We start from the raw sequence: 16,851 nt of genomic DNA on the forward strand, positions 1-16,851 counted from the left end.
CCGAGACAGGACCGGCCCTACGACCGAGACAGGGCCGGTCCTACGGCCGAGGACAGGACCAGCCTTACGGCCGGGAAGGGGGCGACCCGGGCCGTAGGCCGCGGTGCACCGGACTCCTGGCACCCCAGGAGTACCGTCCCCCTCATGCATGCGATCACGATTCCCGAACCCGGTGGGCCCGAGGCGCTGGTGTGGGACGAGGTCCCCGACCCCGTGGCCGGCCCCGGCGAGGTCCTGGTCGAGGTGGTGGCCGGTGCCGTCAACCGGGCCGACATCCTCCAGCGGCAGGGCTTCTACGACCCCCCGCCCGGCGCCTCCCCCCACCCCGGCCTCGAATGCTCCGGACGGATCGCCGCGCTCGGTGACGGGGTGAGCGGCTGGGCCGTCGGCGACGAGGTCTGCGCGCTACTCGCCGGCGGCGGCTACGCGGAGAAGGTCGCCGTCCCGGCCGGACAGCTCCTGCCCGTCCCCGAGGGCCTCACCGTCGACCAGGCCGCGGCGCTCCCGGAGGTCGTCTGCACGGTCTGGTCGAACGTCTTCATGGTCGCCCACCTCCGCCCCGGCGAGACTCTCCTGGTGCACGGCGGCTCCAGCGGCATCGGCACCATGGCGATCCAGCTCGCGAAGGCCGTCGGCGCGCGGGTCGCCGTCACCGCCGGCACCGGGGAGAAGCTGGAGCGCTGCGCCGAACTCGGCGCCGACATCCTGATCAACTACCGCGAGCAGGACTTCGTCGCCGAGCTGAAGCGGGCCACCGACGGCCACGGCGCCGACGTCATCCTCGACAACATGGGCGCCAAGTACCTGGACCGCAACGTCCAGGCCCTCGCCGTCAACGGCCGGCTCGCCATCATCGGCATGCAGGGCGGGGCGAAGGGGGAGCTGAACATCGGCGCCCTGCTCGGCAAGCGCGCCGCCATCAGCGCGACCTCGCTGCGCGCCCGGCCCCTGGAGGAGAAGGCGGCGATCGTGGCGGCCGTACGCGAACACGTCTGGCCGCTCGTCGCCGGCGGCCGCGTCCGCCCGGTCATCGACCGTGAGATCCCGATGCCGGACGCGGCCACCGCCCACCGGGTCGTGGAGGACAGCGGCCACATCGGCAAGGTCCTGCTGGTCACACCGGGCTGAGCCCGGACGGCCGGGGCGGGGTCTGCCCCCATGTCCGGCGCGGCACGTCGCCCGCGTCCACCGGGGGCGGGCCCCCCGGCCCGAGCGCGGCCCCGCCCTGCGCGTGCCCCGGAGCGCGCGTGCCCCATGGCCCGCACGGTCCGCCAGGAGGTCCCCGGCGGGACTCCCCCGGCTCAGGACGTGCCGCCCCCCTGGCGCATGCGCAGGGCCACGAAGGCGAGGCCGAAGCCGAGTCCGATGAGCACCAGACCGCTGCCGAGCGGCAGGATGCGCAGTACGGGCTCGGTGGAGGCCACCGCGTTCGGCTCCGCCGCCCGCGAGGTGGTGGAGGGCACCGGGACCGCCGCCTGTGAAGCCGGGGACACCGGTGACGCCTGTGACCGGGGGACGGTGTCGCTCCCGCCGGGTGCCCGGGACGCGTCGTCGTCGTTACCGGAGCGCGGTACGCCGGTTGCGTCCGGCCGCCCGTTCATGTCCTCGGCGCGTCCCGGCTTCCGCGGTACGGCACCGGCGTCCGCGCCCTCCCGGTCGTCGTGCCCACGCTCCCGCTCCCGTTCCCGCGGTCCCTCTTCGGCCACCCCGTGCCGCTCCGGCCGTCCCCGGCCCTCACCGGGCCGGTTCTCGGCCCGCGACGGCTCCCCGGCGGGCGACGACGAGGACGACGACGAGGACGAGGGGGACGACGAGGAAGACGAGGGGGACGGGGCCGAGGGGTCGGGGGCGGCCCCGTACGCCGCCCTCGCGTCGAGGGGCGCCGGGACGGGGCCGTACGGCGTCACCGCCGCCCCCGCGACCAGAACAACCGTCGCCCCCACTACACGCAGCCATGGAGTCACGACCGTGACCTCCCGCGCCGGCCGGTGCTCGGTCACACCGTCGGCAAGATGGGCCGGATGGACGCCCAACAGCCTCGCATCACCGGATGATCCCGGCATTCCGGATGCGTCCGTCAGGTGGACCCCCCTGGGAAGTCCAGCTTCCGGGGGGACCGCCCGAACGGCACCCGGTCGTGCGCGACAATGGCGGCATGGAGATGCCGAGGAACGAACGATCGCCGGAGAATCCGCAGATCCTGGTCGTCGGCCAGGACGGCATGGCGCTCGGCGCCGGCGGCGGCGGTGGGGACGAGGACTCCCGCGAGACCCCGCTCACGGAACAGGTGGAGCAGCCGGCGAAGGTCATGCGGATCGGCAGCATGATCAAGCAGCTGCTGGAGGAAGTGCGCGCGGCTCCCCTGGACGAGGCCAGCCGGGTCCGCCTCAAGGAGATCCACGCCAGTTCGGTGAAGGAACTGGAGGACGGCCTGGCCCCGGAGCTGGTCGAGGAGCTGGAACGGCTCTCCCTGCCCTTCACGGACGAGACCACCCCGAGCGACGCCGAGCTGCGGATCGCGCAGGCCCAGCTGGTGGGCTGGCTGGAGGGCCTGTTCCACGGCATCCAGACCACGCTCTTCGCCCAGCAGATGGCCGCACGCGCCCAGTTGGAGCAGATGCGCCGCGCCCTCCCGCCCGGCGCCGGCGACGGCCAGGAGGACCCGCACATGGGCGGCCGCTCGGGCGGCCCGTACCTGTAACCACCCCACCGTCCCTGCCCGGACGACAAGAGCGACACGGACGACACGAGCGACACGGACGACACGAAAGGGGCCCGGCATCCGATGCCGGGCCCCTCCGCCGTGTCGCGTACGGCCGGGGTCAGGACGGAGGGTTGCCCGTCGAGACCTTGAGCGTGATCTGCGGCATGTCCTCGGGGTCGACGTCCGTGCCCGCGGGCGGGAACTGGTCCCGGACGGATCCCTCGCCGTAGGTGTTCTCGTCCACGTTGAGGATCTTGATGTCGCTCCAGCCGGCGGCCTGGAAGCACTCCTTGACCGACCCGATGTACTTGAACTTGAAGTTCGGCAGCCGGACCTTGTCGGGGTCGTTGTACGACTCCTGCGGCTCCTCGCACTCCTCCTTGTCGATCACCTTCGACGTGTCGGGTCCGCGGTAGCCCTCCGCCTTGGTCGCCGACGCCGACGCCGAAGCACCGCCTCCGCCGCCGGCCTGTGGATCGTCCTTGTCGCCGTTCATCATCAGCGCCGCGATCAGCCCGCCGACGGCGACGAGCGAGACGACGACCGACCCGATGATCACCGGCTTGTTCCGGCCGCCACTCGAGCCGCCCGAGCCGCTCGGTCCGGACGTCTGAGGCGTGATGTTGTACGGCGGCGGGGTCTGCGGCCCCGGCTGCGGAGCGTACGGCGACGGGGTGGGCGTCTGGTAGCCGCCCTGCTGCGGATAGCCGTACGCGGGGGACGGCGCCGGGGTGCCGTAGGGGTGGGGCGTCGGCTGGTACGGCGTCTGCACGTTGCCCGTGGGCGGCGGGGCCGCGCGGTCGACCGGCGGGAACACCGCGGAACCGACGCCCGCGCCGCTCTGCGCCTGCGCGCCCGGCACGATGCTCGGCGGGGCCGGCTGGAAGGACTGCGCCACCCGCAGGCACTCCCCGCGCATGGACTCCGCGTTGGGGAAGCGCTCGTTCGGATTCTTCTTCAGCGCACGGGCGATCAGCGCGTCCACGGCCGGCGGCAGCGAGCGGTTGATCGAGGACGCGACCGGCGGCTCCTCCTGCACGTGCGCGTACGCGATGGCCAGCGGCGAGTCCGCGTCGAACGGCAGCCGCCCGGTGACCAGCTGGAACAGCATGATGCCGACCGAGTAGAGGTCGGAGCGGGCGTCCACGCCCCGGCCGAGCGCCTGCTCCGGGGAGAGGTACTGCGGGGTGCCGACGACCATGCCGGTCTGTGTCATCGACGTCACACCGGACTGCATGGCGCGGGCGATGCCGAAGTCCATGACCTTGACCACGCCGCGCTTGGTCATCATCACGTTGCCCGGCTTGATGTCGCGGTGGACCAGCCCCATCTCGTGGCTGATCTCCAGCGCCGCCAGGACGTCCGCGGTGATCTTCAGTGCCTTGTCGGCGGGCATCGCGCCCTGCTGCCGCACGTCCTCGTCGAACACGGAGCCGAGCGGGCGGCCCTCGACGTACTCCATGACGATGTACGGCGTCGTCATGCCGTCGACGTCGTCCTCGCCCGTGTCGAAGACCGAGACGATGTTGGTGTGCGTGAGCTTCGCCACGGACTGGGCCTCGCGGCGGAAGCGCTCACGGAAGGCCTGTTCCCTGCCCAGTTCCGTGTGCAACGTCTTGATGGCGACCTGGCGGTCGAGCACACTGTCGTAGGCGAGGTGGACCGAGGCCATGCCGCCCTGGCCGAGCAGGTCCCGCAGTTGGTAACGTCCGCCGGCGAGCGCCCGCCCCGCGTTGTGGCCTTGTGCGCCGTGCTGGCTCATGTTCCGCGTCCCCCGTAGCCTCTCCGGCGCCGCCGTCGGTGGCCGAACCGTCGTAGATCCCATGCGCTATTCCCGGCCAAGTCTGCCCCAGGCCACTGACACGTCAAGCGCGGTGCCCGTTCCGTGACCGTACGCGAAGGAAGCGTCGCGGAAGCGTTACAGCGGTCGTACTGCCGGTACACGGAATTTGCACGACAGTACGGAGTGCGGGTTTCATGGCCGGTCCGTCTCGTGCCGGTCCAGGCAGCCCGTCTCGGACCGGGGGCACACGCTGAGGCTGTAGCGTGGCCGACGAAGACCGTGACAACACCGCGCGCACCGCGGGCAGAAACGACGGCGAGGACTGATGGCACAGCAGCAGCGCGCTCAGGGCCCGTCCGACCCCGAGGCGACTGGCGGCGGCATCTCGGACGCGCCGGACAACTGGGGCAACGGCGGGCTCGTCGGCGACGGCCGGTACCGGCTGACCCACCGGCTCGGCCGGGGCGGCATGGCCGAGGTGTTCGCCGCCGAGGACGTACGTCTCGGCCGCACGGTCGCCGTCAAGCTGCTGCGCGCCGACCTCGCCGAGGACCCCGTCTCCAAGGCGCGCTTCACGCGCGAGGCGCAGTCGGTGGCCGGTCTCAACCACCACGCCATCGTCGCCGTCTACGACTCCGGCGAGGACGTCGTCGGCGGCCAGTCGGTCCCGTACATCGTGATGGAGATCGTCGAGGGCCGCACCATCCGCGACCTGCTGATGAACGCCGAGGCCCCGGGCCCCGAGCAGGCGCTGATCATCGTCTCCGGCGTCCTGGAGGCGCTCGCCTACTCGCACCAGCACGGCATCGTGCACCGCGACATCAAGCCGGCCAACGTCATCATCACCCACAACGGTGCCGTGAAGGTGATGGACTTCGGCATCGCCCGCGCGCTGCACGGCGCGTCCACGACGATGACCCAGACCGGCATGGTCATGGGCACCCCGCAGTACCTCTCCCCGGAGCAGGCGCTCGGCAAGGCGGTCGACTACCGGTCCGACCTGTACGCCACCGGCTGCCTGCTGTACGAACTGCTGGCGCTGCGGCCCCCCTTCACCGGTGAGACGCCGCTGTCGGTGGTCTACCAGCACGTCCAGGACATCCCCACGCCCCCGTCGGAGGCCTCCGACGCCTGCCCGCCGGAGCTGGACGGGCTGGTCATGCGCTCCCTCGCCAAGGAGCCCGACGACCGCTTCCAGACGGCCGAGGAGATGCGCGGGCTGATCCAGTACGCGCTGCAGATGCTCTACGAGCAGGGCGGTCACACCGGCACCTGGAACACCGGCCCGGTGGAGACGCACGAGGGCCCGCGCACTCCGGCGGCCGGCTTCGCGGGCACCACCGTGATGCCGCACCCGGACGTCGCCGGTACGGCGGCGATCCCGCAGCCGATCCTGCCCTCCGGGTACGGCGGCGACGACGGTGGTTTCGAGGGCCACGGCAACAAGGGCAGCGGCCGCGGCAAGCTGTGGATCCTCGCGGTGCTCGCGGTGATCGCCGTCGCGGCGGGCGTGGCGCTGGCGCTGAACAAGGACGACGGCGGGGGCGGGGGCAAGACCGACCCGTCTCCCTCCGTGACGCAGAGCACCGAGGACGAGAAGTCCAGCGAGAGCCCGAGCGACGAGGCCACCGAGGAGACGACCGACCCGGGCACCGAGACCGAGACCGATCCGGGTTCGGGATCGGGCGGGAACTGGGACCAGCCGTACACGCCGCCCCAGGAGCCGACGTACACGGAGACGGAGAGCGAGGCGCCGAGCGCCCCGTCGACGCCCGCGCAGCCGACCCAGACGGGCGGCACCGAGGACGGCGGCACCGGGGACGGCGGTACCGAGGACGGCGGCACCGGGGACGGTGGCACGGGGGACGGCGGCACCGAGAACGGCGGCACGGAGAACGGCGGCACGGACGCGGGCGGCGAGAACGCCGGCGCGGGCAGCCTCGAAGGTGTGACCGGCTGACCCCCGGCCGTACCGGCTGCTCCGGTCACACCCCTGCTCACCCTCGTCCACCCCCGCGCGGCGTACCACTTCCGGACGCGAAACTCGACCCTTCCCGTGCCCGGGGTGACCGGGATAACGTGCCGTTGCTCCGGCCTCCTGCGAGGCTGTGACCAGCGCGCCTTCGGGACCTTCCCCGATTTACTTGGAAATCCAAGCAAAATCGCAGGTCAGAGGGGTTTCACAGAGATGTGGAGCACTGGGTAACGTGCCTCTTGCAGGGCGCTCGCCGGGGCACCTGTCACGCCTGTTCCCGGACGAGTGGCACCCACCCCGTGCCCGGTGGTCGAGAACAGGTGAGCCGCACTGGCCTACCGGCAACCCCGGGGGCCGGACCGACGGAGGAGCACACGTGACCGTGGAGAGCACTGCCGCGCGCACACCGCGACGCAGCGCCGGAACGAAGGCCGGCACCACCGGCACCAAGCGCACCACCAGCACCACCAAGAAGGCCGCCGCCAAGAAGGCCGCCGGCGCCGGGAAGAGCGCCGAGCCGGGCCTCGTCCAGCTGCTGACGCCCGAGGGCGAGCGCGTCAAGAACGCCGAGTTCGACGGTTACGTCGACGGCATCACCGCCGACGAGCTGCGCGGCCTGTACCGCGACATGGTGCTCACCCGCCGCTTCGACGCCGAGGCCACCGCGCTCCAGCGCCAGGGCGAGCTGGGCCTGTGGGCCTCGCTGCTCGGCCAGGAGGCGGCGCAGATCGGTTCCGGCCGGGCGCTGCGCGACGACGACTACGTCTTCCCCACCTACCGCGAGCACGGCGTCGCGTGGTGCCGCGGGGTGGACCCGACCAACCTGCTCGGCATGTTCCGCGGCGTGAACAACGGCGGCTGGGACCCGAACGGCAACAACTTCCACCTGTACACGATCGTCATCGGCTCGCAGGCCCTGCACGCCACGGGCTACGCGATGGGCGTCACCAAGGACGGCGCGGACAGCGCGGTCATCGCCTACTTCGGTGACGGCGCGTCCAGCCAGGGCGACGTGGCCGAGGCCTTCACCTTCTCCGCGGTCTACAACGCCCCCGTGGTGTTCTTCTGCCAGAACAACCAGTGGGCGATCTCCGAGCCGACCGAGAAGCAGTCCCGGGTGCCGCTGTACCAGCGCGCGCAGGGCTTCGGCTTCCCGGGCGTCCGGGTGGACGGCAACGACGTGCTGGCGAACCTGGCCGTCACCAAGTGGGCCCTGGAGCGGGCGCGCGCCGGTGAGGGCCCGACGCTGGTCGAGGCGTTCACGTACCGCATGGGCGCGCACACCACCTCCGACGACCCGACCCGCTACCGGGGCGACGAGGAGCGCCTGGCCTGGGAGGCCAAGGACCCGATCCTCCGCCTTCGCCGCTACCTCGAGGCCTCAAACCACGCGGACGAGGGATTCTTCGCGGAACTGGAGACCGAGAGCGAGGCGTTGGGCAAACGAGTGCGCGAAGCGGTCCGTGCCATGCCGGACCCGGACCACTTCGCCATCTTCGAGAACGTGTACGCGGACGGACACGCGCTCGTGGACGAGGAGCGTGCGCAGTTCGCCGCGTACCAGGCGTCGTTCGCGGACGAGGACGGGGGCAAGTGACATGGCGGAGACCGTGACTTCCAAGAACATGGCCCTGGCCAAGGCGATCAACGAATCGCTGCGGCACGCCCTGGACACGGACCCCAAGGTCCTCGTCATGGGCGAGGACGTCGGCAAGCTCGGCGGCGTGTTCCGGGTGACGGACGGGCTGCAGAAGGACTTCGGCGAGAGCCGCGTCATCGACACCCCGCTCGCCGAGTCGGGCATCGTCGGTACGGCGATCGGCCTGGCCCTGCGCGGCTACCGGCCGGTGGTGGAGATCCAGTTCGACGGCTTTGTCTTCCCGGCGTACGACCAGATCGTCACGCAGCTCGCGAAGATGCACGCCCGCTCGCTGGGCAAGGTCAAGCTCCCCGTCGTCGTGCGCATCCCCTACGGCGGCGGCATCGGCGCGGTGGAACACCACTCCGAGTCCCCGGAGTCGCTGTTCGCGCACGTGGCGGGCCTGAAGGTGGTCTCCCCGTCGAACGCGTCGGACGCGTACTGGATGATGCAGCAGGCCATCCAGAGCGACGACCCGGTGATCTTCTTCGAGCCCAAGCGGCGCTACTGGGACAAGGCCGAGGTCGACACCGAGGCGATCCCGGGCCCGCTGCACACCGCGCGCGTGGTGCGCGAGGGCACGGACCTCACCCTCGCCGCGTACGGCCCGATGGTGAAGCTCTGCCAGGAGGTTGCCGGTGCGGCGGCCGAGGAGGGCCGCTCCCTGGAGGTGCTGGACCTGCGCTCGGTCTCCCCGATCGACTTCGACTCCATCCAGGCGTCGGTGGAGAAGACCCGCCGCCTGGTCGTCGTCCACGAGGCACCGGTGTTCTTCGGTTCCGGCGCGGAGATCGCCGCGCGGATCACGGAGCGCTGCTTCTACCACCTGGAGGCCCCGGTGCTGCGGGTGGGCGGTTACCACGCCCCGTACCCGCCGGCCCGTCTGGAGGAGTCCTACCTCCCGGACCTGGACCGGGTGCTCGACGCCGTCGACCGCTCGCTGGCGTACTGAGGGAGAGGGTCGTGACGACGATGACTGACGCGTCCGTACGCGAGTTCAAGATGCCGGACGTGGGTGAGGGTCTCACCGAGGCCGAGATCCTCAAGTGGTATGTCCAGCCGGGTGACACGGTCACCGACGGCCAGGTGGTCTGCGAGGTCGAGACGGCGAAGGCGGCCGTCGAGCTGCCCATCCCCTACGACGGCGTGGTCCGCGCGCTGCACTTCCCCGAGGGCACCACGGTCGACGTGGGTACGTCCATCATCGCGGTGGACGTCGCGGGCGGCGCGGCGCCGGAGGCACGGGAGGAGGCACCCGCCCCCGCTCCCGCCGAGGAGACCGTGACGCCCGAGGAGCGGCCGGCGGCCCGTCAGCCGGTCCTGGTCGGCTACGGCGTGGCGACGTCCTCGACGCGCCGCCGCCCCCGCAAGGCGCCGGCCCCGGACGCCGCCGTCCGTCAGGCGGCGGCAGCGGTCCAGCAGGAGCTGAACGGCCACAGTGCCCCCGCCGTCGCCCAGGAGCGCCCGCTGGCGAAGCCCCCGGTGCGCAAGCTGGCGAAGGACCTGGGCGTCGACCTGACGACGGTCACCCCGACCGGCCCGGACGGCATCATCACCCGCGAGGACGTCCACGCGGCGGTGGCGGCGGTCCAGGCCCCGCGGGAGCAGCCCGCCCCCGTGTCCGCACCCGCCCCACAGGCTCCGGCCGCCCCGGTGTCGTACGACACGGCCCGCGAGACCCGCATCCCGGTCAAGGGGGTCCGCAAGGCCACGGCGGCGGCGATGGTCGGCTCGGCGTTCACGGCGCCGCACGTCACGGAGTTCGTGACGGTGGACGTGACGCGGACGATGAAGCTGGTCGAGGAGCTGAAGCGGGACAAGGAGTTCACGGGCCTGCGCGTGAACCCCCTGCTGCTGATCGCCAAGGCACTGCTGGTCGCGATCAAGCGGAACCCGGAGATCAACGCCTCCTGGGACGAGGCGGCCCAGGAGATCGTGGTCAAGCACTACGTCAACCTGGGCATCGCGGCGGCCACCCCGCGCGGCCTGATCGTGCCGAACATCAAGGACGCTCACGCCAAGACGCTGCCGCAGCTGGCCGAGTCCCTGGGCGAACTGGTCTCCACGGCCCGCGAGGGCAGGACCTCCCCGTCCGCCATGCAGGCGGGCACGGTCACGATCACCAATGTCGGCGTCTTCGGCGTCGACACGGGCACGCCGATCCTCAACCCCGGCGAGTCCGCGATCCTCGCGGTCGGCGCGATCAAGCTCCAGCCGTGGGTCCACAAGGGCAAGGTCAAGCCCCGCCAGGTCACCACCCTGGCCCTCTCCTTCGACCACCGCCTGGTCGACGGCGAGCTGGGCTCCAAGGTCCTGGCCGACGTGGCGGCGATCCTGGAGCAGCCGAAGCGGCTGATCAGCTGGGCCTGACGCCCACGAACCGCTAGATTCACGAGAGCAGAAGGGGCGCCGCAAGTTCGGATTGCGACGCCCCTCCTGCCGTGTGCCGGCCGGTCTATGAGAGCACGTACACCGGAGCCCCGTCCTCGGCCCCACCCCGCGAGCGGATGCAGGCGTGCTTGCGCAGCAGCCGGAGACAGTCGTTGACGCGTCGGACGGAGAGCCCCGTACGGGCGGCGATCGACTCCAGCGGCTCCCGTAGCTCACCCTGCTCGACGAGCACCGGCGCGATCACCACGGCCACCGCCCGCACGTCCTCGGTCACGGACAGCCGCTGCCGCCAGTCGGCCAGCACCGACTCGGTGGTGGGCCGCGCGGTGAGGAGGGCCGTGGGCGTCCGACGTTCGAGGACGAGGGTGTCGAACCGGTCCGCGATGCGTTCCATCGCCCGGACCATGGCCTGCTGGGTGACCAGCAGTTCCCTCTGCAGGGTCACCGTCTCCTTCTGCAAAGCGATCGACTCGCGCTGCCCGGCGGCCAGTTTCTCGTCCAGCTGGAGGTTGTGCGTCTCCAGCCGGACGATGGCCTCGGCGACCTGCTCCGGCATGGCGTAGGCGATGGGGGCGCCGGGCTCGGAGGGCTGCACCTCGGCCTCGTCGAGAGTGTACGAACCCTCGCGCTGGACGGTCTCGATCACCTCGGCGACCCACTGCTTGAAGGGGGCGCAGGACGGTTTCGTGCAGGCGTTGACGAGGAGGATGAGACCTTGGAGAGAGATGACTTGCAAGTCTCGACGCCACTCCCTACCTGCGGGAATGCTGAGACCGTAACCTCCAGTTACGGTCTCGATACACTCTCGGTGCTCGTCGGGGACATGGTCTGCGAGTGCCTTCCGGGAGTTGGTGTGGCCGAGTTCCTTGCAGACGTCCACCGCCGGGAACCAGTGCGTCCCGTCCGGCATCGTCAGCCTCCGCACCCGGGCGCCGGTTGCCGCGTAGACGAAGTCGCTGACGTCGATGGCCTCGTGCCGCTCGGCGGAGTTCGGTCGCTTGCTGGGTTCGTTCATGTGAATTACCTCCGCTGCGGAACGTAGGGCGGGGTGGAACGCATATGCCAGCCAGTTCGATGATGTTCACGACTGCGAGCGAACGTGAAGGAAAGCCGCTGTGCCGGCTTGTGGCGACGTGTATGGCGAGTGCCCGGCGCGAGCGGGATCGGCGGCGCGACGACATCTCTCGTAGCCCCATACGAAGGCCGTGCGAGGCATGCGGAAGGGGCCCACCCGTGCGGGTGGGCCCCTTCCCGGTTCGGTGATGTCAGATCTTGCCGAAGCCGTAGCCCAGGAGCTTTTTGGCGTCCTTCTCGCGCTGGGTGGAGGACGACGAGGCGAGGACCGTGCCGATGACCGTCTTGCCGTTCCGGGTCGCGGCGAAGACCAGGCAGTACTTGGCCTCCGGGCCCGAGCCGGTCTTCACGCCGATCGTGCCGCTGTAGTTGCTGAGCAGCGTGTTCGTGTTGGTCCACGGCGCCATCGTGCGGGTGCTACCCGTCTTCGTCTTGGTCTTCGCCGTGTACTTCTTCGTCTTCACGATCGAGCGGAACGTGGAGTTCTTCATCGCGCTGCTCGCGATCTTCGTCAGATCGCGCGGCGTCGAGTAGTTGCTGCCCTTCCCGATGCCGTCGAAGGAGTCGAAGTGGGTGTTCTTCAGGCCCAGCTTCTTCGCCTCGGAGTTCATCTTGCCGATGAACGACTTCACGCGGGCCGAACGCGTCGAGCCCGAACCGAACTTGTCCGCCAGCGCGTACGCCGCGTCACAGCCGGACGGCAGCATCAGCCCGTACAGCAGCTGGCGCACGGTGACCTTGTCGCCGACGATCAGCCGCGCCGACGAGGCGTTGTTCTTCACGATGTAGTCGCTGTACGCCATCTGGATCGTGACCTTGGCGTCCAGGTTCAGGTTCTTCTGCGCGAGCACGACCTTCGCGGTCATGATCTTCGTCGTCGAGCCGGTCGAACGGCGCGTGTCCGCCGCCTTCGTGTACAGCGACTTGCCGTTCGCGTTGTTCATCACGTAGCCGCCCTTGGCGACGATCGTGGGCGCGGCGGCGGCCTGCGCGGGTGCCGCGTAGAGGGCGCCGGAGGCGAGCACGGCGCCGGTGGTCACGGCGACGCCGACGGCTCTGCGGACACGGATGCCCTGAATGTCGATCTTCAAGTCGAATACCCCGATTACCTGGAATGACCGTACGCTGCGGCCGAGTTGAGGTGCGACCACACATGACGGGGCCGCACCTGTGTGACTCGTGCGAGGCACGGATGGTTGTACGAGGGCGGGAGATCCAGGGTTCTCCTCGTCGAGGGCGACGGGACGCCCCCGCTTCCGGACGGCGGAGCGGTGAGTGGCGGCCGGGTCCCGCGACTGCTGCTGAACGGCGCCCGTATCCGCATCGTGGACGAGGACTTCCACGCGTACGTGTTGTATCTATCCTGTCCGCATGAGCAGTCCGACCACCGTGAAGCGACCACCCGCCACCGACCGCGTCTACACCCACGTCAAGCAGGGCGTCCTGGAGCGCCGTTACGAGGGCGGGACGCTGCTCACCGAGGGCGAGCTGGCCGAGGCCGTGGGGGTCTCGCGGACCCCCGTGCGCGAGGCGCTGCTGCGGCTGGAGGCCGAAGGGCTGATCAAGCTCTACCCGAAGAAGGGCGCCCTCGTCCTGCCCGTCTCCGCGCAGGAGATCGCCGACGTCGTCGAGACCCGGCTGCTCGTCGAGGAGCACGCCGCCAGGAAGGCCGTACCCGCGCCGCCCGGACTCATCGAGCGCCTCGAGGAGCTGCTCGCCCGGCAGAAGGAGCAGGCCGCCGCCGGTGACTTCGCCGCGGCCTCCGTCACCGACCGGTGCTTCCACGCCGAGATCGTCCGCAGCGGCGGCAACGAGATCCTCTCCCGCCTCTACGACCAGCTCCGCGACCGCCAGCTGCGGATGGGCGTCGCCGTGATGCACTCCCACCCCGACCGGATCGCCAAGACCCTCGCCGAACACGGTGAGATCCTCCGGGCGCTGCGCTCCGGCGACGCGGAGGCGGCCGTCGAGGTCGTGCACCGGCACGTCGGCTGGTTCTCCCACCTGGCCCGGGGCGAGGTGCGATGAGCGGCACGCGTACGAAGGCGTCCGGCACGCTGCCCGGGGACCCTCCCGGCGGACGGCGCGCCCTCGCCGTGTGGGGGATCGGCGTCTCCGTCTACTTCGTCGCCGTCATCTTCCGCACGTCGCTGGGCGTGGCCGGCCTCGACGCCGCCGACCGCTTCGGCGTGGGCGCCTCCGCCCTGTCCACCTTCTCCATCCTCCAGCTGCTGGTCTACGCCGGCATGCAGATACCCGTCGGGCTGCTCGTCGACCGGCTCGGCACCAGGAAGGTGCTGGGCATCGGCGTCGTGCTGTTCACGGCCGGGCAGCTGGGCTTCGCGTTCTCACCGTCGTACGGCATGGCGCTCGCCTCGCGGGCGCTGCTCGGCTGCGGTGACGCGATGACGTTCATCAGCGTGCTGCGGCTGGGCACCCGGTGGTTCCCGGCCCGGCGCGGGCCGCTGGTCGCGCAGATGGCGGGGCTGGCCGGAATGGCCGGGAACCTCGTCTCCACGCTGGTCATCGCGCGGCTGCTGCACGGCGTCGGCTGGACGGCGGCGTTCGCGGGCAGCGCGCTGGCCGGTGTCGTGGTGTTCGTGCTGCTCCTGTTCTTCCTCAAGGACCATCCCGAGGGGTACGAACCGGAGCCGGTCCCGCACCAGGGGGCCGCTTACGTGCGCCGGCAGATCGCCGCCTCCTGGCGGGAGCCGGGGACGCGGCTGGGGCTGTGGGTGCACTTCACCACCCAGTTCCCGGCGATGGTGTTCCTGCTGCTGTGGGGGATGCCGTTCCTGGTGGAGGCGCAGGGGCTGTCGCGGGCGGTCGCCGGTGAGCTGCTGACCCTCGTCGTGCTGTCCAACATGGCCTTCGGGCTCGTCTACGGCCAGGTCATCGCCCGGCACCATGGGGCGCGGCTGCCGCTGGCGCTGGGGACGGTGGGGGCGACGGCGGTGCTGTGGGCCGCGACGCTGGTCTATCCGGCGGACACGGCGCCGATGTGGCTGCTGGTGGTGTTGTGCGTGGTGCTGGGGGCCTGCGGGCCGGCGTCGATGATCGGGTTCGACTTCGCGCGGCCGGCGAATCCGGCCGAGCGGCAGGGGACGGCGTCGGGGATCACGAACATGGGGGGCTTCGTGGCCTCCATGACGACGTTGTTCGCGGTCGGGGTGCTGCTGGACGCGACGGGGGACGACTACGCCGTCGCCTTCTCGTCCGTGTTCGTGCTGCAGGTGTTGGGTGTCACCCAGATTCTGCGGTTGCGGAGGCGGGCGGCTCGGGCGGAGCGGGAGCGGTTGGTCGCGAGCCGGGTGAGTTCGGTGCACGTGCCTGTGTAGGTGCCCGGTGTCGTCGCTGGGCGGGGGTGGGTCGCGCGGCCCGGCGCTTGCCGGGATGCCGTCGCGCCCACCCGTGCCGCCCTGGGGGTACCTCCCAGGCCCTTAAGGCACTGGGGGAGGCACGACTGCCCGCGACCATTACGGGGTGACCGCGAAGTACCTCAGGATCGCCGCCGCCAGGTCCTGGTCGCCCTCCGTCTTCACCCGGTCCGCCACCGCTTCCGCCGTCACCCTGCCGCAGGCCAGGCGGACGTAGGTCTCCCAGTCGAGGGCGAGGGAGGCGGCCGGGCCGAGGGCCGGGGCCGTTTCCAGGGTGCCCCGGCCCTGGATGTCGACGCGGATCGTGCGCAGGAACTCCACCGGACCGTGGACGTCGATGACCACGGCCGAGCTGCGCGGCGCCTGTGCCAGCTCGGCGACCACGCGCGGCAGCTCGGCGAGCAGCACGTCACGGGCGATGTACGCGCCGGGGGAGTCGAGGTTGCCGGGGTGGCCGAGGGCCGTGCGCAGGTCCTGCTCGTGCGCCCACACCGCGAAGGCGTGCCGCCGCATGGACTCCTCCAGCGTCAGCTCCGTGCCGAGCGGGCCGCGCACCGTGGTGCCGGGCTCACGGTTCTCGTTCCGCAGCTGGCGGTTGCGACGGATGATCATGAGCTCCAGCTCGGAGGTCATCTCCGGCGCCGTGTGGTGGCGGCGCACGTCGACCTGCATCTCCATGTACCGCTGGTGGTCGTTGGTGACGTGGAACAGGTCGCGCGGCAGGGTGTGGATGGGGCGGGGGTCGCCGTACATCTCGGAGTCCAGGCCGATGACGTGCGAGACGATGTCGCGGACCGACCAGCCCGGGCACGGCGTCCGCCGGTTCCAGTCGGCCTCCGGGAGCGGCTGCACCAGCTCGGATATCGCCTCGATGGAGTGGGTCCAGGCGTCGGCGTAGGGCTGGAGGGCGGGATGCAGGCTCACGGAAACGGGACCCCTCGGCGGTCGGTACACGGGCAGGTTGTGGCGGCGGTGCCAGTGGGCGGTGGCTGCACTCGGCGGGTGTCTCGGGACGCTAAGTTACGCTGCTGTGAGGCACCCCGGCAGTGCTTTCGTGTGACGATCGTAGGCCCGTGTACGCGGGCCGAATGCCAGGACGGTGGTAGTGTGCGCGCTTCCTTGCTCCAAGTCGCCGTGAACGAGGACGAATCGACCGAATCGCGTCGGCTGCGGGTCGCCGGGACGGTACGGGATCAGGCCGGGGCCGACCTCGTCGTGCTGCCGGAGCTGTGGACCACGGGCGCGTTCGCGTACGAGCGGTTCGCCGACGAGGCGGAACCCCTCGAGGGGCCGACCTTCGAGGCGATGGCCAAGGCCGCGAGCGACGCGGGCGTGTGGCTGCACGCGGGCTCGATCCCCGAGCGTGCCCCTGACGGCACCCTCTACAACACCTCCCTCGTCTTCTCCCCCTCCGGCGACCTGGCCGCCGCCTACCGCAAGATCCACCGCTTCGGCTTCGACAAGGGCGAGGCCGTGCTGATGGGGGCGGGCGACGCACTGGTGACCGTCCGCCTGCCGCACACCGTCGTCGGCGTGGCGACCTGCTACGACCTCCGTTTCCCCGAACTCTTCCGCGGTCTCGTCGCCGCCGGCGCCGAGACCCTCGTCGTCCCGGCGGGCTGGCCGGAGCGCCGCCGGTCCCACTGGACGCTCCTGGCCCGGGCACGGGCGGTGGAGAACCAGGCGTTCGTCCTCGCGTGTGGAACGGCCGGGACCCACGCGGGGGTTCCGCAGGCGGGTCACTCGATCGTGGTGGATCCGTGGGGCGAGGTCCTGGCGGAGGCGGGCCCCGGCGAGGAGGTCCTCACGGTCGACTTCGACCCGGCCACGGTGGCGGGCACCCGCGAACGCTTCCCGGCCCTCAAGGACCGCGTCCTGGGCCTGGACCGCCCCCGCCACTGACAAGGG

General features: G+C 71.2%; 14 protein-coding genes. 9 read left to right on the forward strand and 5 right to left on the reverse strand.

Annotation, left to right across the window (positions count from 1 at the left end; translation table 11 throughout):
* Positions 1–144 precede the first annotated feature (144 nt).
* Entirely contained in the window at positions 145–1,128 is a 984-nt protein-coding gene (locus ACH5AO_RS18555; protein ID WP_398925860.1) for an NAD(P)H-quinone oxidoreductase, read from the forward strand.
* A 173-nt stretch (positions 1,129–1,301) separates the two neighbouring features.
* Here the strand turns inward: ACH5AO_RS18555 and ACH5AO_RS18560 are convergent, their stop codons facing one another.
* Positions 1,302–1,964, reverse strand: a complete 663-nt coding sequence (locus tag ACH5AO_RS18560; RefSeq protein WP_398925862.1) for a hypothetical protein — start codon at positions 1,962–1,964, stop codon at positions 1,302–1,304.
* Positions 1,965–2,155: 191 nt separating this feature from the next.
* Between ACH5AO_RS18560 and ACH5AO_RS18565 the strand changes: the two genes are divergently transcribed.
* Complete coding sequence (locus tag ACH5AO_RS18565) at positions 2,156–2,701, forward strand: bacterial proteasome activator family protein (protein WP_398925864.1); 546 nt, start codon at positions 2,156–2,158, stop codon at positions 2,699–2,701.
* Between the two features lie 121 nt (positions 2,702–2,822).
* On the opposite strand, the gene ACH5AO_RS18570 is transcribed toward ACH5AO_RS18565, so the two are convergent.
* Complete coding sequence (locus ACH5AO_RS18570; protein ID WP_398925866.1) at positions 2,823–4,466, reverse strand: protein kinase; 1,644 nt, start codon at positions 4,464–4,466, stop codon at positions 2,823–2,825.
* Between the two features lie 346 nt (positions 4,467–4,812).
* Here ACH5AO_RS18570 and ACH5AO_RS18575 point away from each other — a divergent pair, with 346 nt between their 5' ends.
* From ACH5AO_RS18575 to ACH5AO_RS18590, 4 genes are all read left to right on the forward strand, one after another.
* Positions 4,813–6,447, forward strand: coding sequence for a protein kinase (locus ACH5AO_RS18575; RefSeq protein ID WP_398925868.1), 1,635 nt, complete (start codon positions 4,813–4,815; stop codon positions 6,445–6,447).
* Between the two features lie 391 nt (positions 6,448–6,838).
* A complete protein-coding gene (pdhA, locus tag ACH5AO_RS18580; protein WP_398925870.1) occupies positions 6,839–8,059 on the forward strand; it encodes a pyruvate dehydrogenase (acetyl-transferring) E1 component subunit alpha in 1,221 nt (406 codons plus the stop codon).
* A gap of 1 nt (position 8,060) precedes the next feature.
* Positions 8,061–9,053, forward strand: coding sequence for an alpha-ketoacid dehydrogenase subunit beta (locus tag ACH5AO_RS18585; RefSeq protein WP_217127327.1), 993 nt, complete (start codon positions 8,061–8,063; stop codon positions 9,051–9,053).
* A gap of 11 nt (positions 9,054–9,064) precedes the next feature.
* Positions 9,065–10,471, forward strand: a complete 1,407-nt coding sequence (locus ACH5AO_RS18590) for a dihydrolipoamide acetyltransferase family protein (RefSeq protein WP_398925872.1) — start codon at positions 9,065–9,067, stop codon at positions 10,469–10,471.
* Positions 10,472–10,556: 85 nt separating this feature from the next.
* On the opposite strand, the gene ACH5AO_RS18595 is transcribed toward ACH5AO_RS18590, so the two are convergent.
* Positions 10,557–11,507 (reverse strand): Bro-N domain-containing protein, encoded by a 951-nt coding sequence (locus ACH5AO_RS18595; RefSeq protein WP_398925874.1) that lies wholly within the window; start codon positions 11,505–11,507, stop codon positions 10,557–10,559.
* A gap of 250 nt (positions 11,508–11,757) precedes the next feature.
* On the reverse strand, positions 11,758–12,657 hold the full coding sequence (locus ACH5AO_RS18600; RefSeq protein WP_398925876.1) for a D-alanyl-D-alanine carboxypeptidase family protein: 900 nt from the start codon (positions 12,655–12,657) through the stop codon (positions 11,758–11,760).
* 280 nt (positions 12,658–12,937) lie between these two features.
* Between ACH5AO_RS18600 and ACH5AO_RS18605 the strand changes: the two genes are divergently transcribed.
* Positions 12,938–13,594 (forward strand): GntR family transcriptional regulator, encoded by a 657-nt coding sequence (locus ACH5AO_RS18605; protein ID WP_398925878.1) that lies wholly within the window; start codon positions 12,938–12,940, stop codon positions 13,592–13,594.
* Positions 13,591–14,904: a nitrate/nitrite transporter gene (locus tag ACH5AO_RS18610; protein ID WP_398925880.1), complete on the forward strand. Its 1,314-nt coding sequence runs from the start codon at positions 13,591–13,593 to the stop codon at positions 14,902–14,904. Before ACH5AO_RS18605 ends, ACH5AO_RS18610 begins: the two co-directional genes overlap by 4 nt.
* Before the next feature lie 138 nt (positions 14,905–15,042).
* On the opposite strand, the gene ACH5AO_RS18615 is transcribed toward ACH5AO_RS18610, so the two are convergent.
* A complete protein-coding gene (locus tag ACH5AO_RS18615) occupies positions 15,043–15,867 on the reverse strand; it encodes a maleylpyruvate isomerase family mycothiol-dependent enzyme (RefSeq protein WP_398925882.1) in 825 nt (274 codons plus the stop codon).
* Between the two features lie 183 nt (positions 15,868–16,050).
* Between ACH5AO_RS18615 and ACH5AO_RS18620 the strand changes: the two genes are divergently transcribed.
* A complete protein-coding gene (locus ACH5AO_RS18620; protein ID WP_398925884.1) occupies positions 16,051–16,845 on the forward strand; it encodes a carbon-nitrogen family hydrolase in 795 nt (264 codons plus the stop codon).
* The last annotated feature ends 6 nt before the right edge of the window (positions 16,846–16,851 follow it).

The sequence above is a fragment of the Streptomyces sp. NPDC018964 genome (genome assembly GCF_044390325.1).
GTDB lineage: Bacteria > Actinomycetota > Actinomycetes > Streptomycetales > Streptomycetaceae > Streptomyces.

Excerpts from the sequence above, each read along its gene's own strand:
- ACH5AO_RS18555 (WP_398925860.1), top strand. The coding sequence starts at position 145 with ATGCATGCGATCACGATTCCCGAACCCGGTGGGCCCGAGGCGCTGGTG.
- ACH5AO_RS18565 (WP_398925864.1), top strand. The coding sequence starts at position 2,156 with ATGGAGATGCCGAGGAACGAACGATCGCCGGAGAATCCGCAGATCCTG.
- ACH5AO_RS18570 (WP_398925866.1), bottom strand. The coding sequence starts at position 4,466 with ATGAGCCAGCACGGCGCACAAGGCCACAACGCGGGGCGGGCGCTCGCC.
- ACH5AO_RS18575 (WP_398925868.1), top strand. The coding sequence starts at position 4,813 with ATGGCACAGCAGCAGCGCGCTCAGGGCCCGTCCGACCCCGAGGCGACT.
- ACH5AO_RS18585 (WP_217127327.1), top strand. The coding sequence starts at position 8,061 with ATGGCGGAGACCGTGACTTCCAAGAACATGGCCCTGGCCAAGGCGATC.
- ACH5AO_RS18595 (WP_398925874.1), bottom strand. The coding sequence starts at position 11,507 with ATGAACGAACCCAGCAAGCGACCGAACTCCGCCGAGCGGCACGAGGCC.
- ACH5AO_RS18605 (WP_398925878.1), top strand. The coding sequence starts at position 12,938 with ATGAGCAGTCCGACCACCGTGAAGCGACCACCCGCCACCGACCGCGTC.
- ACH5AO_RS18610 (WP_398925880.1), top strand. The coding sequence starts at position 13,591 with ATGAGCGGCACGCGTACGAAGGCGTCCGGCACGCTGCCCGGGGACCCT.